The organism is Actinoallomurus vinaceus (genome assembly GCF_039542055.1).
Taxonomy (GTDB): Bacteria; Actinomycetota; Actinomycetes; order Streptosporangiales; family Streptosporangiaceae; genus Actinoallomurus; species Actinoallomurus vinaceus.
This window is the reverse complement of sequence record NZ_BAABHK010000001.1, coordinates 876,272-902,577: the sequence shown is the minus strand read 5'-3', so window position 1 is coordinate 902,577 and position 26,306 is coordinate 876,272. Positions and strand designations below refer to the sequence as shown.

The window sequence follows — 26,306 nt, the reverse complement described above, 5'->3', positions numbered from 1 at the left end:
GTGACAAAGCGCCGGACCATGCGGAGGCTGCGCAACAAGTAGACCTCGGCGTGCATCGTTGGCTCCGTTCTGGTCTGGCTGGCAGTATCGAGAATGTGAACGCCGGGACGGAGTTAGTGCCTCGCTTCGCCGTCGGCGAGGGTTATGCGGTGTATCGAGGCTCGACGACGGACAGCGCCTTTCACTGTCATGCCGCCTTCCAGATCGCCATCGCGGTTCGGGGCGAGGTTGCCATGGTGGACGCGTCCGCAACCCATCATCGGGCCGTGGCGCTGGTCGTACGGCCGATGGCGCGGCATCGCATGTTCGCCGCAGCGGAAGTGCGCACCTTCTTCGTCGAGCCGCATTGCGCGTTCGCCGACCGGCTGCGCGACCGCTGCGACAACGGCATCACTGCCGTCCCCGAGATGCGCGACTTGCGGGAGGAAGACATCGGCCGGGCGGGCGTGTGCCCGTCCAGCGAGCTTGATCCTCGGCTGGTGGAGGCGCTGAACACACTGAGGGATCGAAATGTTCCGATGGCGAGTCTGGCCGCGATGGTCGGCCTCTCACCGCAACGCCTGCGCGCCTTGGCACGGCATCAGGTGGGCATGCCGCTGACGCGCTGGCGGGTGTGGGCGCGGCTGCATCGGGCGGCTGAGGAGCTGCGGGCGGGTCAGTCGCTGGCCGACGCGGCGATCATGGCGGGCTTCGCCGACCAAGCGCACCTCACCCGCTGGATGCGCGAGATGATGGGCCTCACACCCGCGGCCGTGCTGCCGGTGCTGCGCGGTCATTCCCGGCGCGCGACGTAGACCGAGATCGAACCGGTGGCCGTAGGCACCACCTCGACCTCCCGCACGTCACGGAAACCGGCGTCGGATATCAGTCCCGGAAGGGCACCGTCGGCGTTGGGCTGGGTGTCCTCCTTTCCGTCCGCAAGCTGGACGGTCCGGAACGCCAGGCGCATCAGCCTCGTCCGTTGCTGTCCATAGTCAGCGATCACCAGTTTCCCGCCTGGGCGCAGTACCGCGGACATCGACGCGAGTACCGCCCGTTTCACCGCGACCGGGCATTGGTGGAGCACGAGGCTGGACACGACGGTGTCCGCCGATTCCGCGCCCAGCAACTCCGGCAACGCATCTCCCATGCCGACCTGCCACCGCACCGCCGCGTCAGCAGCATCGGCCTTGCGCCGCGCCACCGCCAGCACATCGGGATCGGGGTCCAGGCCGACGATCCGGGCCCGCGGCTCCACACGCCCCAACAACAGCGCCAGTGAGCCAGTGCCACAACCCACATCGACGATCACCTCATCGGGCCGCGGCGCCACATACATGGCGGCCAGAGCCCGCCACAGACGCTCGCGCGTCAGCGCGACCACGTGATCGTAGAACCTGGTGGGCGCGAAGCGGCCCAGGGCGGGGGTGAAGACGTTCTCGTTCATGCCGGCAGTCTCGACCGCGCGACGGAGCCCGGTCTTGAACAAACCGCTCGTCTGGCCGATCGCGATCCCCCACTCGGCCAGACGAGCCTCAGTGACCGCACACGGTAAGCCGTGGAAGAGGCCCTTCCGCAAAGCCGCGCAGGCCGACAGCTTCCGTTGAGGGTTGTCCGGTCAGAGTGGAACCTGTGCGCGAAGGGTTCCCACGCCCAGGTCGTGGCGGATGGCATTACGGAGGTCGTGGAGATGATCGCTGAAGACTTCGAACTCGGCCTGGTAGTCGGCGGAGGTGTGGTCCTGGCCGGCGCGAATCCGGTCACGGAGCTTGCGAAGCGCCGTGGACGCCCCGACCGCGGCTTGGATGACCGGTTCTGAGGCGATCAGCACCAGGTGCTCTTGGGCCTGATTCACACCGGCACCCCGAAAGGCCGCCCTCGCTGCATGGTCACGGGTCGTTTCGGAAGGAAAGTCACCGAGCGACACGGCTCGCATCCCTTGGTTCGCCTCATGCAACGCGTTCAGGTAGGCGACGTAGACCTCACGCCGGACGTTGAGCCAGCGGTCGCCTTGTTCACGCCGCCAGCGGATGCGATCGCCGACGAGTGCCGAACCCAGGCCAACGACGGCTCCAAGCACAGTAGACAGCATCGGAATCCATGACACGTGGCGGGAGTCTAGGGATCACCGCCCGTGCGCGTTCACCCGTTCCTGTCTTTCCCGTCTCTGCGTAGGAGTGCCAGTGGATGCCATCGATTGGTCACGGATTACCGACGCCTGCGCCTACCGTTCGGAGTCTGCCCGGGCCGCAGTAGACGCGCTACGCGATCCTCGGTCGGCCGAGCACGCCGCCAGGGCGGTAGCGGATCTGCGGTACGCGGTCAGCAACGATCACGCTGGGACGCTGTATCCGGCTGCGGTCCCTGCAACCACCCTGTTTCTGGAAGTGATCGCCGATCAGCCAGGCCCGGCGCGCATGGAAGCTCTCGATGCACTGTTGGATTGGTGGGGTTGCTTCGTGGCCGATCCAGAGTGCGAGATCTACGACGATCCGGAGCGCGGCCCCGTGGATGTATGCGAGGGCATCGCGGAGAGGGTACGGGCAGCGGCGGACATGCTGCGAAGGGTGGCAGGGGACCCATCCGCCGGCGGCCATCACCGTCCTGCCGCTAAGGAACTCCTGCAGAACCTCGACGCCGGCTGGGACCGCAGCGGCATCTGACCTCAACCTCGGCGCGCGCAACAAACGAACAGCGATCTATTCATCCAACCCCCCGCCGAGCGTCCGGAACATGTTGAGCTGACCCGTACCGCAGGGCCGTTCACGGCCCGAGGAACGGAAGCGGCGCCGGCAACACTGTCGCAAGCCGTCCAGCGGCGGACCGATCGCAGGCCGTACACCCACCAGGCCGAGAGATGACGGCCCCACTAGGAACCGCACGAACGCTGACCACCCGCACGACCCGCGTCGTCCTGCGCTTCGTCCGAAAAGAGGCTCAATATCTGTGACCGGGTGGGCCGGGAGGGGGACCTCCCCCCTCCCGGCAATTGGTTGCCGCAGTGACGACGGGACTGGAATCCGTCTTATTCGGCCTAGGCGTCCTCGAGAACTTCTGCGAATGCGATCACAACGCCTCCGGTGGCGTGTTCGCGGGTAGCGGCGACGAGGGGACCCGCCTCTGCGGCGGCGGCGCTGGCCGCCGCGTAGTCGGCGAAGTACAGGTCCAACAGTCGGTACGCCGGAGTCGGGCTGCCGTCCTCCTTGGGCCAGACCTTCGACGTCTGCAGCCGAGTCAGGCCGGGGAGCTTGCGCGCCAGCGCGACCTGCTCGGAGTAAGCTGCCTCGAAGGCGTCCGGGTCGGTGGGGTTGGAATAGACAAAGCTGATTTTGGTGGGCTTGTCGTGCTCCGTCATGGATAATCTCCTGGTTGTTAGTCTCGGTTGATACAAGCGAGCAGACCCGGACCTGGGCGATGATGTCGGGCGAACTTTCGCCAGCGCAGCTGCTTCTTCGATAGAAGAAGTTGGCACATGACAGAGCTCCCAACGTGGCCCTAAGTCCTTCCGTTTGTTGGCCCCACTCACTGTTCGTTGATCGTAGTTAGAGGAATGGGCAGCGACCATGACCGCTCCGCCAGGAAATTTTGCTGATCGTCCAGCGACGTCAGCCGATTTGCTCGGATCGCCGCATGAGTTTGCCGATCCGCCAGCGCTTGAGGATGCCGCGCTCGGCCTCGCCCCAGATAGTCAGTCGCACGATTTGCTCTCGGAGCTGCTCCGGAGGGTCCGTCTGAGCGGAGAACGGATCGTTGCGTACGCTCCGCCGCGGACTTTCTCCATCGGCTTCGCCGATATCGGCAGCCTGCACATCATCGAAGAGGGCGAACTCATGCTTCGGGTCGACGGAGACCCGCGCGTCGAGCGCGTAAGCCGCGGCGATGTCGTCCTGCTCCCGCGTGGAGACCCGCACCGCATCAGCAACGCAGGCAAGCGCGCGCAAGCGATCGTGCCTGCCGGCGCAGCCGAAAACGACGCACCCGAGCCGACGCGCTGGCTCTGCGGAACATTCACGATCGGCGACCCGCAGGCGAGCCACCTGCTCGGGAGCCTCCCGGCCGTGATCATCCTGCGCGGCGCCCACGGCCCAGCGCTCGAAGGGCTCGAAGTCGCCCGCAGGATGCTCGTATTCGAGATGCAATCGCCCTCTCAAGGATCGGCGGTGATGGTCGCCCGCATCCTCGATCTGATCTTCATCCAGATTCTGCGTGCCTGGGCCGCCGGCGCGGACGCCGAACCGAACTGGCTGCCCGGTGCGCTCGACCCGCAGATCGGTGTGGCCTTGAGTGCCATTCACCGGGACCCCGGCCACGACTGGAGGGTCGAGGAGCTGGCCCGAGCGTGCAGCCTTTCCCGGTCGGCGTTCGCTGCGCGGTTCGTCGCTCGCGTTGGGATGCCGCCGGCCGCCTATCTCGCACACGTACGCTTGGACGCCGCCACCGACCTGCTGCGCGACACCTCCCTTCCGGTCACGCACATCGCGCAGAGGGTTGGCTACACGTCCGAGGCGGCATTCAGCCGCGCGTTCAAGAACCGCTACGGCACGCCACCAACTCGCTGGCGAGGAGACCTACGGGGTCGCTGATGACCCGCGACCCGGTCGGCTCCCTCAACGCCACCGGCGCGTTCCGCGTGTTTTCCGGATCTTGGGAATCGTCCGGTTCCGGGCTGTCACAGGCGCCGACCTGCTCGCCGGTGTAACAGTGAGTGACCACTGTTTCCCCTTGATCATCGAGGCTCACAGCTTGTTAATGGCCCAAGACAGACCTGTCGCAGTCGGATGCTTGGATGCTCGAATGGATCCAAAAACCACGCTCGCCGAACTGCGTGAATTCTGCGCCGAACGTCTTGGTGCGGAGCTCGCCACACGCTTCGTCGATCTCGCCCGGGCCCGGCTTTGCACTCACCGAAGCCGCGCCCGGCGAGGAAGCCGGACACAGCCGATTCGGCGGCCGGGCCATGCTCGAACCTGGCACGCCTTGGCCGACCTGCGAAGGCTTTCCGCTGAGCCTGCTCGCCGTCCTCGACACCGACGCCTTGGCCCCCTGGCTCGGTGACCTTCTTCCAGCCCAGACAGGCCTGCTCAACTTCTTCTACCTGGACAGCGACTCCGAGCAGTGCGACCCCGCCGTGTATGAACTGGCACTCAAGTTCGACACCAGCGACCCACAGGTGGGGAGAGTGATCGCGGCCCGTTCGGCGCACGCCGTTGAGACGAACCCACCAGTCCGGTCGAGTGTCTTCACACCGGTCGCGTGGGCAGCATCGCCCGGGTTCGCCTTCCCAGACACCTGGGACCCAGCCTGGCGCACGCTCGACCTTGGACCCGAGGCCGACGACAGGGCCAGGGCCATGCCCGACCTATACATCGAAGAGTTGCTCACCGACTGGTCGGAACGGCCGGGCGCGCTCGACTCCGAGGACATCGCCTTCGGCCGCCCGGAATTCCCGACGGGAAGCTCGCCGGTGGGGGCATTTCCAAGGGCTGAGGACCCAAACGACTATCACCACCTACTCCAACTGTCCGGATACGGACCGTATGGATGGGGCCTCGGCGGCGACGACGGCTGGATGCATTGGTCGATCCCCACCGAGGCGTTGCAGGCTGGCGACTTCAGCCGGGCGATCGCGACCCCGGACATCTGGTGACCGCCGGGACGCTAATGGCCCGCGCGTCTACGCCGCAAGGTGCTGGCGTGTGAACGCCACGGCACCCCCCAGGGCGAAAGCCAGGGACCGCCCCGAGTCCGTGTATCACTCCGGTCGAAACACGCTTGGCAGCTCCACGCCCGTAGCGGCATGAAGCGTGAGCATGTCCCGACGATCCTTATCGGACGGCTCATAGCCGAGATGGGCGTTGACCTGCGTAACCGCATCTACACATCTCACGGTGCGACCGGCGATCATTCCCTCTACCGGTGCAGGGTAGTAGAACGAACTGCCGTCGGGCAGCGCCTGCGTTCCGCCTCCCTGGGCCGCCGGGGTGACCGGATGCAAGTCAATCTCCCGTCCTCGGGCGGTGGTCGGAGCTTTGGAGGCCAGACGCCAAGGCCCTGGCCATCCACGAAGCCACCGAGGCCAAGCTCGCGCTCGATGAGGCGATTGTCCCGTCCGAGCCGCGGTTGTTCTCCGATGACGCCACCGTCGAACGCCTCACCATCCTCTTGGCTGAGCAGGGCGGGCGGATGGCCGTGCTGTCACCGGAAGGGGAGATCTTCTCAATCGCGGCCGGCCGCTACTCCGGCGCACCCAACTTCGCCGTGCTGAAGAAAGGCCACGCGGGCGAAGAGATGCGCGTCGACCGGATGGGCCGCGCCGAACGGATCGAGGCCGCCACCGTCACCCTCGGAATTTGCACTCAGCCCAGCGCCTTGGCCGAGCTCGGCGCTACCGCGGCTCACCGAGCCCACCGCCCTCACCTTCACCGACCAAGCCGCAACGGCCGTCACGGCGATGCTCGCCGACGTCGAGCCCCGGTTCGCCCCCGGCGCCGGCGACCTGGCCCACATGACCGACTGGGGCGGCAAACTCGTCGGCGCCACCGTCCGCATCGCCGGACTCCTCCACCTCGCCAAACACCTACGCGACGGCTGGAGCAAGCCCATCGACGCCGACACCTTCGCCGACGCCCGCGACATCGTCGACTACTTCACCCACCACGCCAAAGCCGCCTACGACGCCATCGGTGCCGACCCCGCCACAGCCGACGCCCGCGCCATCCTCGACTGGGCACGCAACACCGGCGCGGCCCGATTCGCCGCCCGCGACGTCCAACCCCCGCTACGCGCCAGGTTCAAGAAGGTCACCGACCTGGACCCCGCCCTACGCGTCCTCGAAAGCCACGGCTGGATCCGCCGCCTGCCACCGCCCCCACGCACCGGACGCGGACGCCCCTCCGCCCCGCTCTACGAGGTACACCCCGCCGCGCTGGAGACGAGCCGATGACGGCCACACAGCGTCATCACCACCTCGCCACCGGACCGCTCCCCAGCCTTGAAGCACGTAAGCGAAAAGCAGCAAAAACAATTCTGCTGATTTCCGCTTACGCGCTTACCCCCGCACGCCCACCACCCTCCCACCCCGACAGACACGCACCGTGACCGGCGAACAGCCACCAAGCACGCCGCCGGCCACGCCACCCCGACCGATCACAACCCCGGAGGAACCCGCTCCGTGAAGACCGCCGAACGCTCCGGCGACAAGCTCACCGTTGCCGAAATCTGCAAAGAACTCCGCATCTCCCCCTCGACCTTCTACGACTGGCGCGCCAAGCGGAGAGCCCCCCGCTGCATCACCCTGCCGAACGGCAGCCTCCGTATCCGCCGCGCGGAGTTCGATCGCTGGCTCGACGCACGAGAGGACGCCGCCTGATGCACGACATCACCTACGACGTCCGCGTCTACAAGACCGAGGTCTACAAGGGCAAGAAGGTCACTACCTACTACGTCCGGTGGAAGACCGGCGGCAAGCAGTGGAAGGAGCCCTTCCGCAAGGCCGCACAGGCCGACAGCTTCCGTTCCTCGCTGCTGGCAGCGGCGCGCAATGGCGAGGCGTTCAGCCTCGACACCGGTCGACCGGTCTCGTGGAAGCGCGAGGAGTCCGCGACGACCTGGTACACGCTGACGCTGGACTACACGGCGGCGAAGTGGCCCTACGCGTCACCGAACCATCGGCGAGGCATCGCCGAAGCCCTCACCGACGCCAGCGAGGTCATGCTCATCGGCGACGGCCCACACAGCCGAGACGAGATTCGCCGCGCCCTCCGGACGTGGGCATTCAGCGCTCGTATGCGAGGCGTGACCGAACCCCCCTCCGACATCAGCGCTGTCGTGCGGTGGCTGGAAGGCAACACGGTGCCGGTCAAGGAACTCGCACAGCCGGGAAGCGGCGCCGTCCGCGTCCGCGCACTGCTGGACCGCATCAGCAGAACCAAAGACGGCCGCACCGCTGCGGCGAGCACAGCGACTCGTAAGCGCATGACCTTGACCAACATCATGCAGTACGCGATTGAGATCAACGTCCTTCCTGACAACCCGCTCCGCAGCATCAAGTGGAACAAGCCCCGGACGCTCAAGACCATTGATCCACGCGTCGTGGTCAACAGCGAGCAAGCGCGGCGCTTCCTCGACGCCGTACGCGCCCAGGGCACCCGTGGGGCGCGCATGGTGGCCTTCTTCGGCTGCATGTACTACGCCGCCCTACGCCCCGAGGAAGCGGTAGATCTGCGCCGCGAGAATCTGGTCAGCCTGCCGGATGAAGGGTGGGGTGAGATGCTGCTGACCCACTCCGAGCCACGCAGCGGTAGCCAGTGGACGAACAACGGTCTGGCCCGCGAACGACGGGAGCTCAAGCACCGGGCGCCCGGCGAGACCCGCCCTGTCCCGATCCACCCCGAGTTGGTGAGGCTGCTTCTCGATCACCTCAAGGAGTTCGGTTCCGCGCCGGGTGGTCGGGTGTTCGTCGGCCCGCGCGGCGGCATCCTCACCGACCGCGCTTACCTCGCCGTCTTCCACGACGCCCGCGCCGCCGCCTTCACCGATGAGGAGACGGCTTCGCTCGTGGCCCGTCGCCCGTACGACCTACGCCATGCCGCCGTCTCGACGTGGCTCAACGCGGGAGTCGCACCCCCACAAATCGCCGAGTGGGCCGGCCACAGCGTTGACGTCTTGCTGCGGGTCTACGCCAAATGCATTGCGGGACAGCAAGAGGAGGCCAAGCGCCGCATCCTCGCCGCAACGCAGAGCGGCGTGACCGAGGGCTTCCGTGCCCCACTCCCATCGTCGGGATCCCCCATGCCGCAAAGTCAGCCAGAGACTGACCGAACAAGGCCCGATCAATCCTCCGCCTGGACACGTTCGGGAGAGGGTGGAGTCTCGGTGGACCGCTCGGCGGGGCCTGCTCGGCGGAGAAGGCGCGTCCGCAGTCTCTAGACACGGCGGGCCCCACTCGGCGGATGTCCGGACAACGCCTGGAGGTTAACACCGGGGCGGAGTCGACACCGTCGACCTGTCGGATAACGAGTCGGTAGCGGCGTGGTGCCGGGCGCGGGCGGATGTCGAGCCGCTGCCTATAAGTGGGCGTGGATGAATTCGCAGAGCTCTTGGAAGCCTCCTCGCTGGGGACGCCGGCCGCCCGTACGATCCGCGAACTGACTGCGCCGGCGGTGGTCGACGAGATCATGCGGCGGGTAGAGGGGCCCGGCGTAGGGCTATCGCCGTGGCGATCGCGCCTCTCGTACATGTGCGACGCCCCCGCTCGGGTGCTCCGGTGCGGGGGCGGGGCTGATGTAGCAGCGGAACGAAAAGTCACGCTTAGGAGCGCGGGTGGGCCGGGCTTGGCGTGACTGGTCGTTCCAGAGCTCTTAAGGAATGAGGCGGGAACGTCGCATGTGGTGCCCCGCAGGTGCTGAGCTTTAGCTGTTATCGCCGGATAAGTCTCGGCCGGACGTCTCCTCAATCCCGATGAGCCATTTCGACCTCAGGTGATGTCGTTGGCCTGTCGGCGGCTGAGCACTGCTGCGATCGGCAGGGCTGCGGCCAGGCCGCTGAGCAGGACCGTGGCCAGTGCTCCCAGTACGGCTGGTGTGTCGCTGAAGGCGATGCCGACGGCGGCCAGGGCGGGGCCGGCGTTGCGCACGGCCGCGACGCCTCCCATGGTGGTGCGGCGGGCCGGTGACCCGGTGGCCAGCAGGGTGCCGCTGGCGAAGGCGACTGCGGCGAGGACGGATCCGGCCAGCGGAGTGCGAGAGCCGATCAGCGCGACGACCTCGCGCCAGTTGCCCAGCAGCATCCCGGCCAGCACGATCAGGAACGTCACGTTCGAGACCGTGACGGCGGCGGGATGCCATGATCGCGCTGTGGATGATGCGTAGTGGCGCGTGAGGAGTCCGACGGCGAACGGGATGAGCTGCAGGACGGCCACGGTCCGTACCAGCGCCGCGACCGGCAGGGAGATTCCGGTGCCGACCTTGGCCGCGGTGAGGATGGCGTTGGCCGTCACGCCGAAGGTGACGCTGCCGGCGGCGGCGAGCAGCACCTGCATCGCCGCGCCCGCGACCACGTCTCCTTTTTGGATCATTCCCAGTTTCGCCCCGAACGGCCCACCCGGTGACGAAGCGGCCAGCACGATCGCGATGAACGCCGCGGTGGGCAGGCCGAACAGCGTGGCGATTCCCCACCCCAGCAGCGGGATGACCACCAGGTTGGCCACCAGCGCCAGTACCAGCAGTAACGGGGTGGCGAGGATCGCGCGCAACGCCGGCAGCGTGGCTCCCAGGCCGGCGGCGAACATGGTGGCCGCGATGAAGATCACGGTGATCGCGTTGAACAGCAGATGCAGCGTTTCCATGACCTTCCCTCCGGGGTGACGGCCGCGGGCGATGGAAGCCTCAGCGGGTCTTCGCCGCGCCCTCAGTCGTGGAGATCACCGAGCCAGCTCAGGGCGTTCAGCCCCGGCATGAAGCAGTACTCGCCGCCGCGGGTGACGACGAAGCGCGGCAGCGCCCGCAGGCGCCGTCGCAGCGGCCGCCGCGGGATCGTGAACTCATCGGGGCCGTCGCCCGAGCCGATGACAGGGTCGCGTGCGTTGCCCGCGCCGAAGAAGACCCCGTCGTTCATCCACTGGGACTGGACGAACTCGAACTGCCGGCCTAGGTGCGCTCCGATGAAGGCGAACATCAGGCCGCGGTCGGCCCCGTCATCCTCCAGCATTCCTTCGGGCAGCGGCGGTCCGTAGGCGGTGCCGCGCCGGATCATCCGGTGCAGCCTCGGCTCTCCGGCCACTGCTGCGTCGCGGGGGTTGCCCCGGCGGATGTGGCAGCCGCCGGGGGTGGTGAACCCCGCCGGGTCGTGGTGTTCGTACAGGAAGGCGTTGTTGCGGTGGGGGTCGGCGCCCAGGCGGGGGTCGTCGCGGGTGGGGCTGAGCGCCAGCGGGGCGCCGCTGCGCCAGCGGCCCATGATCTTGGCGGCGAGTAGTTCCTCGTCCTCGGGGCCGGTGGCGTTGTCCTTGAGGTAGCGGCGGAAGACGGCGACGCGCTGGTGGAGTTTGCGGAAGGCGGCGTAGGTGCCGTTGCGTCCCAGGATCTCGGGCTGCGGGGTCTGGATGCCGCCGAGTTCGTCGGGGTAGCCGAGCACGAACTCTCCGGCCTTGAGCGGTGTTTCCAGCGGGTTGGAGCCGGTGATGCCGCTGCCTTCGACGGCCGGGTGGCTGATGCCGTCGCGGTAGCCGAAGGGTTCGGTCTCGGTGGGCAGTGCATGGCAGTCCTGCCGCCAGATCGCGCTCACCCCGGGCAGGCACTGATAGGCCGGTCGGGCGCGGTCGATGGCCGCCTGCAGGCGGGCGTGGTCGGGTGCCAGGGCCGTGAGCACCACATGGACGTCGGGTGTGCCCAGCGGCGCCTCCCAGCGTTCGGGGCTGCTGTCCCCGACGTCGCCGAGTGCCGCGGCCCGGGCGGCCATTCCCTGCCGGAATTCCCAGGCGAAGGTCTCCAAGGCGTGCGGTGGCACCCCCAGGGCCTTGAGGCCGCGGAAGGTGAGCGCGACGCTCACCCAGGCGTCGCCCAGCGGGCTTGTCGTGTCGGCGGCCGAGGTCACCACGGCGCGCACGCGCCGCATCAGCTCCCGGCCGTGTGTCCGGTCGTCGATGCGGAACAGGATGTAGGTCGCCGCGTACGGGGTCGGCCGGGGGCTGAGGACCCCGCGTTGGATGTCGTCGAGTTCGAGCGCGGCACGTGGTCGCGTGTTCACCGATTTCCCCCTCTCTCTCGGTGGCCGGGCGTCACTTCGCCGCGACGATGTTCTTCCAGAAGGCGCGCAGGCTCTCATCGCCGCCGAACAGCGAACTGAAGATCGTGGAGTCGGCCAGCAACACGTCGCCGGCCCGTTCCCCGGCGGGGGGCATCCACAAGCACATGTTGAACTCGGTGTTGCCGGCCTCGGTGAAGGGGTGCGCCGGCCTGGAGAGGTCGATCGGCTGCCTGGCCAGGACATGAATGACGTCCGGTTCGCCGGTCGTCACCGCGTAGTGCGGCAGGTGCATGTGGAAGTTGAAGGTGGTGACACCGTCCAGCCATCCCCTGGCATCCAGGTCCCGATCGACCGACAACGGCGCGATCTTCTTAGACGCCTGCACCGCCGGCCGCAGCCCGTAACGGTTCTCCACCGGAACGCCCAGCCCGCGCATCAGGCCGCGGACGTAGCGGGCGAAGCGTTGCTGGCGGGGCACCAGCGCGTCTCCGTGATGGTGGTACTCGGCGTCGCGCACGGCCAGATCGTCGGAGGCTCCCACCTCGTGATGGGGCCCCAGCACCAGGCAGGTGCCCTCACGGGCCAGGAAGTGCCGCAACGCCTCGATCTCTGCGGGCTCGGCCTCCTGCCCGGTGATCATGTGGTCCAGGCCGAAGACGAACAAGGTGTCGGTGTCATCCAGCACCCGCTCGTCCAGCAGGGTGCGGAAACCAGCCTGGTCGACACGCTGATACACCGGCACGGGATGGCCGGTGGTCTCCTCGGCGAACTGCTGGAACGGCGCCCACCCCCAAAAGAACAGCTCCAGCGACCCGGCGATGCCCTGCTGGAAGCGCAGCGGATCACACCAGCGGGGGTCCTCATACGCCGGCCAGTTCGCCCGCCGCACTTCGGTCATCGTGGAGAATCGGTTGTCGAGCTCGGCCGGGTTCCTGCCCACCTCGGCCGGATAACTCCACGAGACGTAGATGCTCACCCGCCGCCGGCCCGGAGTGCGGGGACGCGGCACGTGGTTCTGGTTGTAGATGCGCGCGGTCCTCGACTCACCCATGACTCGCCTCCGATCGGCCGCGGTGAGACCGGGGCGCCGGCCCGATCTCACTGCATCTGGTCAAGCATCTCCGACAGGGCGCCTTTGATCCGCAGCGCCCTTTTGATCTCATCGGCGGTCACGTACGGGTACTCTCCGTACTCGATGAAGCTCGGACAGTGATGCTCGCGGACGAACCTGACGAACGCCTCGGGATTGGTCCTCCAGTCCTCGGGGAAGCCCACCAGGTTCTCGAACACCGTGCTCACCCCCGCTTTGCTGAACAACGCGATGGCGTCCTCGGTGTACTTGTCGAAGTCGGTGTCGAAGATCCCCTGGTACATGAACCGGGTGTCGTCGTCGAACAGCACCCAGCGCAGGTAGTGCAGCTTCAACGGCGCCAGAAGATGCGGATCGGCTTCCAATGCCTTGGCCAGCGTGTGACCGTGGTTACGGATGGCCTCGGCCCGGCCGGGCTTGACGCCGGCGATGATGGTGAACCCATAACACGCCGGGGTCCGCGGGAACACCGGGCCGTACTTGCCCTGTTCGAGGTGGTCGGTCTCCTTGGGGATCACCACCGCCTGCGGCGTGATGTCCATGCCAGCTCCTCCCCCCACACTGCCAGAGGGGGAACAGGCCAACGGCCACCTGACAAGGCAATTATCCCACGCACCAGCGACGAAGAACCTGGGTGTTCCACTCATCGCCGACCGTCAGCGCCATCTCTCGGCGTATGCCCGCCTCCGAGGGCTCAGCAGTACGGCAAGGGATGGCGCGGCCTGTTTCATAGGCGATCACCTGCGAAACAGGCGGCCGGGCGCATGCCGTCCTGGAAGAGGAATGTTTCATGGGTCGTTGCAAATGGCCTGCCCTGTGAAACGCATACATGAAACGATGCCGGGGTGAGCGACGACGACTACGCGCGCGTGGAAGCGCATGACTGCCCGATGTCCGGGGCTGGGCTTCGTCCCTCGCCTTACGTTTGAAGGGGCTCAGAAGTCCGGCTCTTCGTATCGACGCGGCACCTGTCGGTAGTTCTGGCCTTCGACTGGCTCTAGATCCTGGCCTCGCATCCACGCCTCAGCGACACGCCAACTCGCCGGCCGCTGCTCGACCCAGGCGACTCGTGCCTGCCACGACCCGTTGCCTCGTTGTTCCCAAGCCAGCAGGAACAGGTATCGCCCGGTTCGGCGATCTCGGACGACAGGTGACAGAAACACGCCCAGTATTCGAACATGCGAGCGAATCTTGGCACCAGACCACTGACTGGACTTCGGCACGTATTTGGCACAGCCACCCGCACATGACCGCCGACAGCCGTAGACAGCCGGACAGAACAAGATCGACCCCTGACCGCATCTCTACTGGTCAGGGGTCGATTCCCACTGCTGTGGCGGGTCCAGGGTTCGAACCTGGGTAGGCTAAGCCGACGGATTTACAGTCCGCTCCCATTGGCCACTCGGGCAACCCGCCTCGTTAGCCGCCGTAGCGACGCTCAGAAGGATAGCGGACTCTGGGCCCAAGGGTGACATCGGTTCCGGCGGCCCGATCACCGGCGTCGGTGGCCCGGGAGCGGGCCTGCGCTCACTAGGCTCTTCAGAGAGATCGTCGTTATCCGTGAGGACATGAACCGTGGCTTCGGAAAGCTCTTTCGACATCGTGTCAAAGCTCGACCGGCAGGAGGTGGACAACGCTCTGAACCAGGCCGCCAAGGAGATCGCCAACCGGTTCGACTTCCGTAACGTCGACGCGGGGATCCGGTGGTCGGGCGAGACCATCGAGGTTCAGGCCAACAGCGAGGAGCGGGCCAACGCCGTCCTCGACGTCTTCAAGGAGAAGCTGGTCAAGCGCGGCGTCTCCCTGAAGGCGATCGACGCCGACGAGCCCAAGGCGTCCGGGAAGCTCTACAAGCTCACCATCGGGCTGAAGGAGGGCATCTCCCAGGAGGACGCCAAGAAGATCGGCAAGATCGTCCGGGACGAGGGCCCGAAGGGTGTGCGGGCTCAGATCCAGGGGGACGAGCTGCGGGTCAGCTCGAAGAAGAAGGACGACCTGCAGACGGTGATCAGCCTGCTCAAGGGCAAGGACCTGGACGTCGCCCTGCAGTTCACGAACTACCGCTGACGACGAGGCCGCCTACCTGGCGGCTCGGCGTCACGGCAGCCCAACAGGCCGTCGGCGAAGCGCCCGGGCCTCTCGACGAGGCCCGGGCCGGCGGACGGACGCGCACCCACCGCCCGGTCCATGGATCCGTCCGAGGCCGAGGCTCTTTGGCGGCGGTGTTGCCACCTTGCCGTCGGCGTGGCCGGTACGGTGCACGGTTCGTCCGCGTTTGCGGGTCAGTATCGGCGGCAAAGCCGAAGAGCGGCCCGGCCTTCGGCGGCTACTCGGCGAGCTCTTCGGCGTCGCCCTCGGGCGCCTGGGCGCGCGCCTGTTCGATCAGGTCCCAGAATTCCCGTCGGTTCATGGGCGTGCAGCGTGCCACGCGCCGCCCGGGACGGTAAAGCCGATACGCGCCGCGGGGTCACACGGGAGCCCCGAGCAGGGCCCGTCGGCCTCAGCCGGCTAGGCGGGAGCGGTCGTCTTCGGGGGTGAGGCGGCGGGCGAGGTCGGTGAGGTCGAGGTCGAGTGCCTGGGCTAGGGCGGCGACGGTGAAGAAGGCGGGTGCGGCGATGGCGCCCCGCTCGATTTTGCGCAGGGTGTCGAGGGAGATGCCGGCCTCGGTGGCGACGGAGGCCGCGCTGCGCGGGCCGCGGGCGGCTCGGAGCACTTGGCCGAGGGCCCGGCCGCGGTCGCGCTGGTCTTCGGTGAGCGGGGTTCGCACCATACCGAGGATTATAAGGCTGGTATTAAAATCTACCCCATGGTGACATTGAGGAGTCAGGCCGAGATCGATCGGATCCGCGAGGCGGGCCGGGTGGTCGGGGAGGCGCTGCGCCGGGTGACCGACGCGGTCGAGCCGGGGGTCAGCCTCGCCGAGTTGGACGCGATCGCGGCCGCCTGCATCAAGGAGCACGGGGCCCGCTCCTCGTTCCTGGGCTACCACCCGTTCTGGGCGCCCACTCCGTACCCGGGGGTGCTGTGCCTGTCGGCCGATGACGTGATCGTGCACGGCATCCCGGACGGACGGGTCCTGAAGGCCGGGGAGATCCTGTCCGTCGACTTCGGCGCGGAGGTCGGCGGCTACCACGGTGACGCGGCGGTGACGGTGCCGGTCGGGGAGGTCGACGATGACGCGAAGCGGCTGGTGGAGACCGCTCGGGCGGCGCTGACGGCCGCGATCGCGGTGGCCGTCCCCGGCGGTCGGATGGGCGACATCGGGTACGCCGTGGAGACCACCGCACGGCCGTACGGGCTGCTGGACGGGTACGGCGGCCACGGTGTCGGGGCGGCCATGCACGAGGAGCCTGACGTACCGAACACCGGGCGCCCTGGGCGCGGGCTGCGGCTTCGTGAGGGGCTCGTCATCGCGATCGAGCCGATGCTGATCGAGAGCGGTGTCGGCGAGGGCCGTACGCTCGCCGACGGCTGGTCGGTCGCCACGGCCGACGGCAGCCGGGCCGCCCACTTCGAGCACACGATCGCGATCACCGCGGACGGTCCGGTGATTCTCACCGCGTGAGTCTCCGGCTTCACCGCCTGAGCCTGCGGCCTCACCGCGTGAGTCTCCGGCCGGAATTCGCCGGCCGGGCCGGCCGTCCGGTAGGACTACCTGCCGTGACGATGTGGAAGCTGGGCCCTGAGCCCGTTGGGTCTCCGGACGCGACCCGGCTGCGCCGGGAGTACTACGCCGAGGTTGCAAGCCGCTACTGGAAGCGGCCCGCGACCTCGCAGGAGGTCGACGAGGGGTTGGCGGGGGACGGTGCCGACCTGCTCGTCCCACCCGCGGGGCAGTTCGTCGTCGGCAGGTACGGCGGGGAGGCCGCGGCCTGCGGCGGCGTTCTGCTGCTCGACACCGACACCGACACCGACACGGGCACCGACACCGCCGAGCTGACCCGCGTGTATCTGCGTCCGGCCTTCCGCGGCAAGAAGGGCGCGGGCCTCCTCCTGGAGTTCCTGGAGGAGGAGGCGCGGGCGCTGGGCGCCCGGCGGATGGTCCTCAACACCCGTCTCGATCTGATCGAAGCACGGTCGCTGTACGTTCGGCACGGCTACGCCGAGATCCCGGCCTACTGCACGGGGCCGTACGTCGAGATCTGCTACGGCAAGGACCTCCGCCCGGACGGCTCCCTCGGCGGATAGCCGGGCCGGAGACGAGCAGTTAGCCGGGCCGGAGACAGAGCAGTGCCCCGTACGCACGGGTCCGTGCGTACGGGGCACCGGCCCGATCCGGCCGCTCAGGAACCGACGGCCGCGATCAGCGGTTCGCAGACTTGCCCAAGATCAGCGGCTCGTGGCCTTGCCCTTGGTCCAGGAGCTTTCGAGGTTGCCGCCGTTCTGCGCCGTCTCCTTGCGGAGGGTGCTCTGCGTGGCGGCGGACTTGCCCGACGCGAGGCGGATCGCGATCTTGTCCTCGATGTCCTTGGGCGCACCGCCCTGGTAACCGTTGAACATGATGGAGAAGATCAGCGGCTGTCCGGTGTCGTCCTTCACGTAGCCGCTCAGCGCGGTGACGCCGGTCAGGGTGCCGGACTTCGCGTGGACGTTCCCGGCGGCGGCGGTTCCCTTCATCCGCGACGCCAGGGTGCCGCCCACGAGCTTGTCGGCCTGGCCGGCGATGGGCAGCGCATTGTACCAGGTCGAGTACCAGGGCTTGCTCTGCACCGCCTTGAGGATGACGCTCGCCTGCTTGGGCGTCGTCTTGTTCGTCCGGGAGAGCCCGGAGCCGTCGGTCTGCTTGACCTTGGTGGTGTCGACGCCGAGCGTCTTCAGGTATCGGGAGATCGCGGCGATGCCCGCGGTCCGGGTGCCCTTGCCCGCGGCCTTGCGGCCGATCGCCTTCGTCAGGATCTCGGCGATCTGGTTGTTGCTCAGCTTGAGGAAGGGCGTCGCCAGCTGGGACAGCGTCATCGACTTCCGGGTGGTGACGGCCTTGGCGCCCTTGGGGGTCGCGGCCCGCTTGGTCGCCCCGACGACCTTGACACCGTGTGCCTTGAGGGCCCGGAGGAAGACGTCGGCCGCGTACTGCGTCGGGTTCGGCGCGGTGGAGAGGTGGTCCTCCTTACCGCCGTTCGCCGGGTACGAGCCGGTGACGACGATCTTGTTCGTGCCGCCCGTACGGTCGACGGACACGGTGGAGCTCGTTCCCGCCTTCCCCGTCGTCGCGTGGTTGACGATCTGCACGACGCTCGTCGGGGGGTTCAGGGTGACCTTGACGGGCTGGCCTTCCGTGCCCGGGGTGATGGTCACGCCGATCGATCCGGCGTCGAACACGTCGTCCGGGGAGACGTTCAGGGCCGAGATTCCGGCCCCGTAGGAGTAGGGCAGGTCCGTGGGGTCCCAGCCCGGCGGGGTGTATTCCTGGTCGAACCAGGTGTCGTCGGCGATCAGGTTGCCCTTGATCTTCTTGATGCCCTTGGCCGCGACCGCGGCGGCGAGTTTGTCGTAGTCGGCTCCCCGCAGGGTGGGGTCACCGGTGCCCTTCAGGTACAGGTTCGCGCCACGCGTGTAGACGGTGGTCTTGAACCGGTAGCCGGCGCCGAGGATCCCGAACGCCGCAGTGGAGGTCTCGATCTTGTTGTTCGAGCCCGGGATCTCCTGGGTGTCGGAGTTGCGGTCATAGAGGACCGCGCCGGTCTTGGCGTTGCGGACGATGACACCGATGCTCGCGCCGTTCAGGCGGCTGTCCGTGAGGATGTTGTCGATGTCGGTCTTGAGGTCGCCGCTGGTGGCCGCCGTCGGAGTCGCCGTGCTCGTATCCGTCTGCGCGAGGGCCACGGCCGTCGTCGCGACGACCGCTCCGCCCGCCAGCACGGCGAGCGTCCCTTTCAAAGATCGACTCATGACAGCCGATCGTAACGATCACGGCACACCCCGCATGTCGCACTTACGGGATTTACTACTGATTGCCGCGAAATCGACCTGGTCCGGCCGCACGGCCGACGCCGCCCGAATACCGAACGGATCAGCGGCGGTAGCCGGCCATCTCCTCGAGGCGGGCGATGCGCTGGGCGGTCGGCGGGTGGGTCGAGAACAGGCGGACCAGCCCCTCGCCCCGGAACGGGTTGGCGATCATCAGGTGGCTCACCGCGGTCAGGCGGCCGTCCTCCGGCAGCGGCAGTTGGCGCGTACCGCTCTCGATCTTGCGCAGGGCGGAGGCGAGGGCGAGCGGGTCGCCGCTGAGCTGGGCGCCGGACGCGTCGGCCTGGAACTCCCGGGTGCGGCTGATGGCCAGCTGCACGATCGTGGCCGCGATCGGGCCGAGGATCATCATGAGCAGCGCGCCGAACACGCCGGGGCCGTCCTCGTCGTCGGAGTTCCCGAACGGGATCAGCCAGGCGAGGTTCGCCACCCAGGTGACGACGGCGGCGAGGGCACCCGCAACCGAGGAGATCAGGATGTCGCGGTTGTAGACGTGCGACAGCTCGTGCGCGAGGACCGCGCGCAGCTCGCGCTCGTCCAGGATCTGAAGGATGCCCGTCGTGCAGCAGACCGCCGCGTTGCGCGGGTTGCGCCCGGTGGCGAAGGCGTTCGGCGCGATCGTCGGTGAGAGGTACAGGCGTGGCATGGGCTGGCGGGCACCCGTCGACAGCTCGCGGACGATGCGGTACATCACCGGCTGTTCGACCTCGCTCACCGGCCGGGCGCGCATGGCCGACAGCGCGATGCGGTCGCTGAAGAAGTAGGCGACGCCGTTCGTGATCAAGGCGATCACGAGGGCGATCGTCAGACCGGCACGGCCGCCGAACGCGCCTCCGATGAGGAGGATCAGCGCCGACATGACCCCCAGCAGGGCCGCCGTCTTGACACCGTTGAAACGCAACTAGCGACACCTCCCCTTGTCCCCGTAAGAATCAACGGGCTGACCTGGAGAGATGTTCCCTGTCAGGGCACTGCCAGGGCCGCCGCGTGCAGTACCAGCTCAGGAGCCACGGAAACGACGACAGCCCCGGCCAGCGCGACCGCGATCGCGATTCCGCCCGCGCGGCCGACGCGTACGCGCTTGGCCTTTCCAGTGGCGAAGAGCCGCGCGGCCCACGTGAGGTAGTAGTACAGGCCGATGACGGTGTTGATCGCCATGATCACCGCGAGCCAGGTGGCCGCGCCGCCGACCGCCGCGCGGAACACCACGACCTTGGCGAGCAGCCCCATGACACCCGGCGGCAGCCCGGCCAGGCAGAGGAGGAAGAACGCCAGGGCGAGGGCGCTGCCCGGGTTGACGCGCGCCAGGCCCCGGTAGGACTCCAGGTCGCGGCCCCCGCGCCGGGCGACGACCGTGACGACGGCGAACGCCCCGATGTTCATGATCGCGTACATCGCGACGTACGCCGCCGTGGCCGTCATCCACTCGTGCGGGCGTACGCGGGCGCCCCCTGCCATCGGCGCGAGGATGTAGCCGCTCTGCGCCACCGAGGACCACGCGAGCAGGCGCACGGCGTCGGTCTGGCGGAGCGCGAGGAGGTTGCCGAGCGTCATCGTCGCCGCGGCCAGCACGCCCATCAGCGGTCCCCACGTGTGGCCGAACGGCCAGAACCCGGCGGTCAGCACGAGGGTCAGCCCGGCGAAGCCGCCCGCCTTCGACACGACCGACAGGAACGCCGCGACCGGCAGCGGGGAACCTTGGTAGACGTCCGGGGCCCAGAAGTGGAACGGCACCGCCGCGATCTTGAAGCCGAAGCCGGCGATGGTCAGGACGATGCCCGCCGCCGCCACGGGCCGCAGGTCGCCGTGTACGTTGGCCAGGCCGGCGGCCACCCGGTCGAGGTGCATCGCGCCCGTGACGCCGTACACGAGGCTGATGCCGAAGAGCGTCACCGCCGACGACACGACCGACACCAGGAACAGCTTCAGCGCCGCCTCGGACGCCGTCCCGTCGTACCGCCGCAGCGCGACGAGCGCGAACACCGGCAGCGAGAGCGTCTCCAGCGCGACGACGAGCGTGATCAGGTCCCGGCCGGCCGCGAGCAGCAGCGCGCCGAGGATCGCCGCGAGCAGCAGGAAGTGGTACTCCCCCACCGGCAGCGCCGACCGCCGCATCTCGCCGTGCGACAGCAGCACGACGACGATGGCCGCGAGCAGCACCACGGCCTGGAACAGCACGGTGAAGTCGTCGGCGACGTACGAGCAGGAGGCCTGGCCGCCGGGCCGGACGGCGGCCGCGCAGAACGTCGACCGCCCGTGGCCGAACGGCAGCGCCACCGCGGCCGCCGCCAGGGACAGGGCGGTGAGCGCGCCGACGGCCTTCGCGGCCGCGCCGAACGCGTCGGCCAGCAGCACCACGACCGACGCCACCGCGACGATCAGCGCCGGGAGGATCGCCAGGTAGTCGATCGACTGGATCATCGGCCCCCCAGGAGCAGGTGGACGGCCCCGTCGGTGAGGGCGAGGAGCGTCTTCGGCCACAGCCCGATGAACACCGTGGCGGTGATCAGCGGCGTCCAGGCCAGCAGCTCGTGCGACATGACGTCGGCGAACCGGGTGTCGCGCCAGCGGTCGGCCACCGGGCCGTGGGTCACCTTGGACAGCATCCGCAGGAAGTACGCCGCGGTGAGCACCGCCCCGAGGCCCCCGACCGCCATGAAGGTCACGAACGTCGGCCTCGGCAGCCCGGCGTGCGGCTCGTACGCGCCGAGCAGCGCGAGCATCTCGCCCCAGAACCCGGCCAGACCCGGCAGCCCCAGGCTGGCCACCGCGGCGAACGTGAGGATCGAACCGAGGTACGGCGCCTTGGCGAGCATGCCACCGCCCAGGGCGTCCAGGTCACCGGTGCCGTACCGCTCCTTGACCGCCCCGGCGATGAAGAACAGCAGGCCGGTGATCAGACCGTGCGCGATGTTGCCGAACAGCGCGGCGTTCAGGCCCACCGGCGTGAGCGTCGCGATGCCCAGCAGCACGAAGCCCATGTGCCCGATCGACGAGTAGGCGATCATGCGCTTGAGATCCCGCTGCGCGAGGCAGGCGAGCGCGCCGTACACGATCCCGATCACCGCGAGGAAGCCCAGCCACGGCGCCCACACCTTCGCGCCCTCCGGCGCCATCGGCACGGCGATGCGGACGAAGCCGTACGTGCCCATCTTCAGCAGCACCCCGGCGAGGAGCACCGAGCCGACGGTGGGTGCCTCGGTGTGGGCGTCCGGCAGCCAGGTGTGCAGCGGCCACATCGGCGTCTTGACCGCGAAGCCCAGCGCCAGCAGCGCGAACGCGGCGACCTGCAGTCCGTGGGACAGGCCGGCGCCGTGCCGCGCGGTGAGGGCGGTCATGTCGAGCGTGCCGGCGTTCACCGCGACGATGAGGATGCCGACGAGCAGGAAGCCCGAGCCGAGCAGGGTGTAGAGGATGAACTTGTTCGCCGCCGCCCGGGCGCGCACGGCGGAGTCCTTGCCGTCCGAGCCGCCCCAGTCGGCGATCACGAAGTACATCGGGATGAGGACGACCTCGAAGAACACGAAGAACAGCAGGAGGTCGAGGGCGACGAACGTGCCGAGCATCCCGACCTCGAGCAGCAGGATCAGCCCGATCAGCGCCTGCGGCGACTCACCTCGCCCCGAAGGGAGCACCCGGGCCGTGTAGACCATGCACAGGAACGTCAGCGCCGCCGTCAGCACGATCAGCGGCAGCGAGATCCCGTCGACGCCCAGGTGGAAGCGGAGCCCGATGGAACCGGCCCAGGTGACGTTCACGCCGAGCTGCGGGCCGCGCCGGCCGTAGTCGAACGCCCCGGCCGCCGCGACGGCCAGCACGAGCGTCACGCCCGTGACGGCCAGCCCGTACAGCCGGGACAGGCGGGTCACCCGGCGCGGGCTCCCGGGCAGCGGCACGAGCATCCCCAGCGCGCCGAGGAGAGGCACGACCAGCATCGCCGCGAGGATCATGTCAGCACCACCACCGCGACCACGATCAGCACCACTCCCGCGAAGAGCCCGGAGACGTACGCCTGGGCGTTGCCGTTCTCGGTGGCCCGCAGCAGGCCGCCGAGCCGTCGAGCGCCCCGCCCGGAGCCCTCGACACCCGCGTCGACGACCCGCGCGTCGGCGCGGACGACCAGCCGGGCCAGGGCCAGCACCGGCCGGACGATCGCGACGTCGTAGACGGTGTCGACATAGAACGCGGCGCGCAGGACCGGCCGCGCCGGGCCGAGCAGGCGCACCGGGTCCAGGGCCGGGTCGTTGTTCCACACGAGGTACACGCCGCCCGCTCCGGCGGCGGCGCACAGCAGCGAGACCACCGCCATCCCCCACTCGGGCCGCAGCCGTTCGCTGAACGGCCCGATCAGCCCGAGCAGGAGGGCCGGCACGGCGAGGACCGCCACCGGCCAGCGCATCAACGGTGTCGCCTCCCGGGCCCGGAACGCCGACCGCTGCTCACCGAAGAACGTCACCAGCCAGGTCCGCGTGGCGTACGCGGCGGTCACCGCCGTGGTGAGAAGCGCGGTCACCAGCACCAGCCACGCCACCCACGACGGGATGGCCGGCGGGGTCCCGTGGAGGGCGTGCCGCAGCACGAAGTCGTACCCCGGGCTCTCGGCCTTCCCGAACCCGCGCAGAGGCGCGTAGGCGAACGCGTGGTACATGGGCGACTTCTGCGGGTGCGTGGCCACCCAGGCCTGGGACAGGATCGTGTCCTTGCTGAAGAAGCCGCTGGCCGGCGGGATCCCGGCCAGCGCCGCGAAGCCGACCGTCATCGACCAGAACGTCACCGGCATGGCGAGGCGCAGCCCGCCCATCGCGCTCATCATGTTCGAGCCGACCGTGACGATCACGCAGCCCGCGCCGAGGAACAGCAGCGCCTTGAACGCCCCGTGCGTCAGCAGGTGGAACACCGCGCCGTCACGCGTCCCGACGGCCAGGCCCGCCGCCATGTACGCGAGCTGGCTGATCGTCGAGTAGGCCAGCACGCGTTTCAGATCGTCCTGAGCGAGCGCGGCCAGCGCCGCCCCGAGCATGGAGATCGCGGCGATCACCCCGAGCACCGCCAGCGACGTCGGCGCGAACCAGAACGCCGGGTAGAGCCGGGCGACGACGTACACGCCGGCCGCGACCATCGTCGCCGCGTGGATCAGCGCGCTGATCGGCGTGGGACCGGCCATGGCGTCCGGCAGCCAGGTGTGCAGCGGGAACTGCGCGCTCTTGCCCGCGACGCCGCACAGCAGCAGGAGCGTGCCCGCCAGCAGCGCGGTGTGGGACAGATACGGAAGCCGCCCGATCACGACGCGTAGTTCGAAGGAGTGCGCCGCCACGCCGAGCACGAAGATCCCGAACAGGAAGCCGACGTCGCCCAGCCGGGTGACGAGGAAGGCCTTGACCGCGGCACGCGAGGTGGCCCTGTCGTGCCAGTAGTGGCCGATCAGGAAGTACGAGCAGACGCCCATGACCTCCCACCCGGCGTACAGCACGAGCAGGTCGCCGGACAGGACCACGAGCAGCATCGCCGCGGTGAACAGCGACACGAACGCGGCGTACGAGGAGTAGCGCGGGTCGTCTCTCATGTAGGCGACGGAGTACACCTGCACCGCCAGCGCCACGCAGCAGACGAGGAACGCCACCACCGAGGCCAGCCCGTCGACGTGCAGGGACACCGCGATCGGGATGGTCCCCGTCGGGACGCGCGCCAGCGTGCCGACGTACGTGCCCGGGCTCCGCAGCTGGTCCAGGGCCAGGATCGCGGTGAGCACCGTCGACGCCGCGACGGGCAGGACGGCGATGAGGGCCGGGCCGTTCGCGGGCATCCGCCGGGCCAGCACGAGCGCGCCGCGCCGGGCGGCGCCCGGCTTCGGTGTGCGCAGCCGGCGCACCAGCGGGGACAGCAGATGCGACACGGTGTGCCCGAACAGCATGCCGGCGAACGCGGCGGCGAACGGGAGCACGACCGCGACGGCCGCCACGACGATCACCGGCGCACCCCTTCGTCGTCGGTCATGGCGCCCACGTCGGCGTCGGGGTCCGGGTCGCCCTCGGCGAGCGTGCGGAGCCGGTCGACGTCGACCGTACGGCGGTTGCGGTAGATGAGCAGCACCAGTGCCAGGCCGATGCCCACCTCGGCGGCCGCGAGCACGATCACGAACAGCGTCAGCACCTGGCCGCCGTGCAGCCGGTCGGCCCACTTCATGTCGAAGACGACGAGGTTGAGGTTGACGGCGTTGAGCATCAGCTCGACGGACATCAGCACGAGGATCGCGTTGCGGCGGGCCAGCACGCCGTACACGCCCACGGAGAACAGCAGGGCCGCGATCACCACCGGGTAGACGAGATGCATCAGATCTCCTCGTCCACGCGGGACAGCACGATCGTGTCCTCCTCGTCGGGTCCGGTCCGTCTCTTCGCCGCGCCGATCCGCCGTGCGACCGGGCCGCGCGGTGCGGCGGGCCGCCGCCGGGGCTCCGGCTCCTCGTCGGGCTCGGGGCCCGCGCCCCGGATGTCGGTACGGGACAGCACGATCGCGCCGATCAGCGCGGCCAGCAGCAGCACCGACAGCGCCTCGAACGGCAGCACCCACGTCTGGAACAGGCTCGCGCCCAGGGTGTGCGACGACCCGCTGCCGACCCGGTCCTTGATCGGCACGTACGCCGACCGGAACCCGCGGACCAGCGTCGTCACCAGCACACCCGCGGTCGCCGCCGCGACGACGAGGGCGACGACCCGGTTGCCGGAGTCGAGATCATCCGAACGGCCGATCGGCGCGCGGGTCAGCATGATCCCGAACAGCAGGAGCACGACCACGGCGCCGACGTAGATCAGCACCTGCACCCAGGCGACGAACTCCGCCGCCAGCACGACGTACGAGCCGGCCAGCGCACCGAAAGACACGACCAGCCACAGCGCGGCGTGCACGAGCTGCCGCGTGCCGACGACGAGCACGCCGGCGCCCACGGCCACCACTCCAAGGAGCACGATGACGACGTCCGCCGCGGTCACCTCGTCTTCAGCTCCTTGGGCGTCTCCGCGCCGGGGTCGTGCGCGGGCGGCGGCGGAACCGTCCACATCCACTCGCGGAGCCGCTCGCGCTCATGGGTCAGCTCGTTGATGTCGTACTCGGCGTACTCGAACTCCGGCGACCAGAACAGCGCGTCGAACGGGCACGCCTCGATGCAGATCCCGCAGTACATGCACAGCGCGAAGTCGATGGCGAACCGGTCGAGGACGTTACGGGTGCGCGCCCGGCCGCCCTCCGGCGCGGGCAGCGTCTCCTTGTGCGAGTCGATGTAGATGCACCAGTCGGGGCATTCGCGGGCGCAGAGCATGCAGACGGTGCAGTTCTCCTCGAACAGCGCGATGACGCCACGACTGCGCGGCGGCAGGTCAGGCTGCACCTCGGGGTACTGCCGCGTGATCGACCGCCGCGTCATCGTCCGCAGCGTCACCGCGAGACCCTTCGCCAGGCCAGTTCCGGGAAGCCGTGCCACGGTTCACCATGATTACGTATAGAGAGCGGGTTCTGAAACCGACGTTATACC

General features: G+C 68.8%; 26 protein-coding genes, 1 tRNA gene and 2 pseudogenes. 11 read left to right on the top strand and 18 right to left on the bottom strand.

What is annotated here, in order from left to right; all coding sequences use genetic code 11:
- Window positions 1–95: 95 nt before the first annotated feature.
- A complete protein-coding gene (locus tag ABEA24_RS04045; protein WP_345429240.1) occupies window positions 96–794 on the top strand; it encodes an AraC family transcriptional regulator in 699 nt (232 codons plus the stop codon).
- Here the strand turns inward: ABEA24_RS04045 and ABEA24_RS04040 are convergent.
- Both ABEA24_RS04040 and ABEA24_RS04035 read right to left on the bottom strand, forming a co-directional pair.
- The gene (locus ABEA24_RS04040) at window positions 773–1,426 is read right to left on the bottom strand and encodes a class I SAM-dependent methyltransferase (RefSeq protein WP_345429239.1); all 654 of its coding nucleotides are present in this window, start codon (window positions 1,424–1,426) and stop codon (window positions 773–775) included. The genes ABEA24_RS04045 and ABEA24_RS04040 overlap by 22 nt on opposite strands.
- Window positions 1,427–1,597: 171 nt before the next feature.
- The gene (locus ABEA24_RS04035) at window positions 1,598–2,086 is read right to left on the bottom strand and encodes a hypothetical protein (protein WP_345429238.1); all 489 of its coding nucleotides are present in this window, start codon (window positions 2,084–2,086) and stop codon (window positions 1,598–1,600) included.
- A gap of 76 nt (window positions 2,087–2,162) precedes the next feature.
- Here ABEA24_RS04035 and ABEA24_RS04030 point away from each other — a divergent pair, with 76 nt between their 5' ends.
- Complete coding sequence (locus ABEA24_RS04030; RefSeq protein WP_345429237.1) at window positions 2,163–2,642, top strand: hypothetical protein; 480 nt, start codon at window positions 2,163–2,165, stop codon at window positions 2,640–2,642.
- 371 nt (window positions 2,643–3,013) lie between these two features.
- On the opposite strand, the gene ABEA24_RS04025 is transcribed toward ABEA24_RS04030, so the two are convergent.
- Window positions 3,014–3,334, bottom strand: coding sequence for an EthD family reductase (locus tag ABEA24_RS04025; RefSeq protein WP_345429236.1), 321 nt, complete (start codon window positions 3,332–3,334; stop codon window positions 3,014–3,016).
- Window positions 3,335–3,542: 208 nt separating this feature from the next.
- Here ABEA24_RS04025 and ABEA24_RS04020 point away from each other — a divergent pair, with 208 nt between their 5' ends.
- Entirely contained in the window at window positions 3,543–4,562 is a 1,020-nt protein-coding gene (locus ABEA24_RS04020; RefSeq protein ID WP_345429235.1) for an AraC family transcriptional regulator, read from the top strand.
- Between the two features lie 203 nt (window positions 4,563–4,765).
- Window positions 4,766–5,626 carry a DUF1963 domain-containing protein gene (locus ABEA24_RS04015; RefSeq protein WP_345429234.1) on the top strand — a complete coding sequence of 287 codons (861 nt, stop codon included), beginning with the start codon at window positions 4,766–4,768 and terminating at the stop codon, window positions 5,624–5,626.
- A gap of 105 nt (window positions 5,627–5,731) precedes the next feature.
- Here the strand turns inward: ABEA24_RS04015 and ABEA24_RS04010 are convergent, their stop codons facing one another.
- Window positions 5,732–6,019 (bottom strand): nucleotidyltransferase domain-containing protein, encoded by a 288-nt coding sequence (locus ABEA24_RS04010; protein WP_425551150.1) that lies wholly within the window; start codon window positions 6,017–6,019, stop codon window positions 5,732–5,734.
- An 11-nt stretch (window positions 6,020–6,030) separates the two neighbouring features.
- Here ABEA24_RS04010 and ABEA24_RS53425 point away from each other — a divergent pair.
- The 4 genes and pseudogenes from ABEA24_RS53425 to ABEA24_RS03995 all read left to right on the top strand — a co-directional run.
- Window positions 6,031–6,360: pseudogene (locus tag ABEA24_RS53425) on the top strand (DUF3987 domain-containing protein); the annotation flags it as partial.
- Between the two features lie 28 nt (window positions 6,361–6,388).
- A pseudogene (locus ABEA24_RS04005) lies at window positions 6,389–6,922 on the top strand (DUF3987 domain-containing protein); the annotation flags it as partial.
- Between the two features lie 228 nt (window positions 6,923–7,150).
- Window positions 7,151–7,348, top strand: a complete 198-nt coding sequence (locus tag ABEA24_RS04000; RefSeq protein ID WP_345429232.1) for a helix-turn-helix transcriptional regulator — start codon at window positions 7,151–7,153, stop codon at window positions 7,346–7,348.
- Window positions 7,348–8,907, top strand: coding sequence for a tyrosine-type recombinase/integrase (locus ABEA24_RS03995; protein ID WP_345429231.1), 1,560 nt, complete (start codon window positions 7,348–7,350; stop codon window positions 8,905–8,907). The genes ABEA24_RS04000 and ABEA24_RS03995 overlap by 1 nt, the downstream gene beginning before the upstream one ends.
- Window positions 8,908–9,454: 547 nt before the next feature.
- Here ABEA24_RS03995 and ABEA24_RS03990 read toward each other — a convergent pair.
- The 5 genes from ABEA24_RS03990 to ABEA24_RS03970 form a co-directional block, all read right to left on the bottom strand.
- Entirely contained in the window at window positions 9,455–10,324 is an 870-nt protein-coding gene (locus tag ABEA24_RS03990) for a bile acid:sodium symporter (protein WP_345429230.1), read from the bottom strand.
- A gap of 62 nt (window positions 10,325–10,386) precedes the next feature.
- Complete coding sequence (locus ABEA24_RS03985) at window positions 10,387–11,721, bottom strand: Dyp-type peroxidase (protein ID WP_345429229.1); 1,335 nt, start codon at window positions 11,719–11,721, stop codon at window positions 10,387–10,389.
- A gap of 31 nt (window positions 11,722–11,752) precedes the next feature.
- On the bottom strand, window positions 11,753–12,772 hold the full coding sequence (locus ABEA24_RS03980) for a hypothetical protein (protein ID WP_345429228.1): 1,020 nt from the start codon (window positions 12,770–12,772) through the stop codon (window positions 11,753–11,755).
- 47 nt (window positions 12,773–12,819) lie between these two features.
- Window positions 12,820–13,353: a hypothetical protein gene (locus tag ABEA24_RS03975; protein ID WP_345429227.1), complete on the bottom strand. Its 534-nt coding sequence runs from the start codon at window positions 13,351–13,353 to the stop codon at window positions 12,820–12,822.
- Between the two features lie 792 nt (window positions 13,354–14,145).
- Window positions 14,146–14,227 (bottom strand) — tRNA-Tyr (locus ABEA24_RS03970).
- Between the two features lie 159 nt (window positions 14,228–14,386).
- Here ABEA24_RS03970 and ABEA24_RS03965 point away from each other — a divergent pair.
- Window positions 14,387–14,878, top strand: coding sequence for a YajQ family cyclic di-GMP-binding protein (locus tag ABEA24_RS03965; RefSeq protein ID WP_345429226.1), 492 nt, complete (start codon window positions 14,387–14,389; stop codon window positions 14,876–14,878).
- Window positions 14,879–15,311: 433 nt separating this feature from the next.
- Here the strand turns inward: ABEA24_RS03965 and ABEA24_RS03960 are convergent, their stop codons facing one another.
- On the bottom strand, window positions 15,312–15,581 hold the full coding sequence (locus ABEA24_RS03960) for a helix-turn-helix domain-containing protein (protein ID WP_345429225.1): 270 nt from the start codon (window positions 15,579–15,581) through the stop codon (window positions 15,312–15,314).
- Between the two features lie 36 nt (window positions 15,582–15,617).
- Between ABEA24_RS03960 and map the strand changes: the two genes are divergently transcribed.
- Window positions 15,618–16,376 carry a type I methionyl aminopeptidase gene (gene map, locus ABEA24_RS03955; RefSeq protein WP_345429224.1) on the top strand — a complete coding sequence of 253 codons (759 nt, stop codon included), beginning with the start codon at window positions 15,618–15,620 and terminating at the stop codon, window positions 16,374–16,376.
- Window positions 16,377–16,477: 101 nt separating this feature from the next.
- The gene (locus ABEA24_RS03950; protein ID WP_345429613.1) at window positions 16,478–16,999 is read left to right on the top strand and encodes a GNAT family N-acetyltransferase; all 522 of its coding nucleotides are present in this window, start codon (window positions 16,478–16,480) and stop codon (window positions 16,997–16,999) included.
- Between the two features lie 141 nt (window positions 17,000–17,140).
- Here ABEA24_RS03950 and dacB read toward each other — a convergent pair whose 3' ends face one another.
- The 8 genes from dacB to ABEA24_RS03910 form a co-directional block, all read right to left on the bottom strand.
- Window positions 17,141–18,700: a D-alanyl-D-alanine carboxypeptidase/D-alanyl-D-alanine endopeptidase gene (dacB, locus tag ABEA24_RS03945; protein WP_345429223.1), complete on the bottom strand. Its 1,560-nt coding sequence runs from the start codon at window positions 18,698–18,700 to the stop codon at window positions 17,141–17,143.
- Between the two features lie 121 nt (window positions 18,701–18,821).
- Window positions 18,822–19,679 carry a zinc metalloprotease HtpX gene (htpX, locus tag ABEA24_RS03940; protein WP_345429222.1) on the bottom strand — a complete coding sequence of 286 codons (858 nt, stop codon included), beginning with the start codon at window positions 19,677–19,679 and terminating at the stop codon, window positions 18,822–18,824.
- A gap of 62 nt (window positions 19,680–19,741) precedes the next feature.
- On the bottom strand, window positions 19,742–21,199 hold the full coding sequence (locus ABEA24_RS03935; protein ID WP_345429221.1) for an NADH-quinone oxidoreductase subunit N: 1,458 nt from the start codon (window positions 21,197–21,199) through the stop codon (window positions 19,742–19,744).
- Window positions 21,196–22,728, bottom strand: a complete 1,533-nt coding sequence (locus tag ABEA24_RS03930) for a complex I subunit 4 family protein (RefSeq protein ID WP_345429220.1) — start codon at window positions 22,726–22,728, stop codon at window positions 21,196–21,198. Before ABEA24_RS03930 ends, ABEA24_RS03935 begins: the two co-directional genes overlap by 4 nt.
- Window positions 22,725–24,746 carry an NADH-quinone oxidoreductase subunit 5 family protein gene (locus ABEA24_RS03925; protein ID WP_345429219.1) on the bottom strand — a complete coding sequence of 674 codons (2,022 nt, stop codon included), beginning with the start codon at window positions 24,744–24,746 and terminating at the stop codon, window positions 22,725–22,727. Before ABEA24_RS03925 ends, ABEA24_RS03930 begins: the two co-directional genes overlap by 4 nt.
- Window positions 24,743–25,108, bottom strand: a complete 366-nt coding sequence (nuoK, locus tag ABEA24_RS03920) for an NADH-quinone oxidoreductase subunit NuoK (RefSeq protein ID WP_345429218.1) — start codon at window positions 25,106–25,108, stop codon at window positions 24,743–24,745. The genes ABEA24_RS03925 and nuoK overlap by 4 nt, the downstream gene beginning before the upstream one ends.
- Complete coding sequence (locus ABEA24_RS03915) at window positions 25,108–25,767, bottom strand: NADH-quinone oxidoreductase subunit J family protein (protein ID WP_345429217.1); 660 nt, start codon at window positions 25,765–25,767, stop codon at window positions 25,108–25,110. Before ABEA24_RS03915 ends, nuoK begins: the two co-directional genes overlap by 1 nt.
- Window positions 25,764–26,255: a NuoI/complex I 23 kDa subunit family protein gene (locus ABEA24_RS03910; RefSeq protein WP_345429216.1), complete on the bottom strand. Its 492-nt coding sequence runs from the start codon at window positions 26,253–26,255 to the stop codon at window positions 25,764–25,766. The genes ABEA24_RS03915 and ABEA24_RS03910 overlap by 4 nt, the downstream gene beginning before the upstream one ends.
- Window positions 26,256–26,306: the final 51 nt, after the last annotated feature.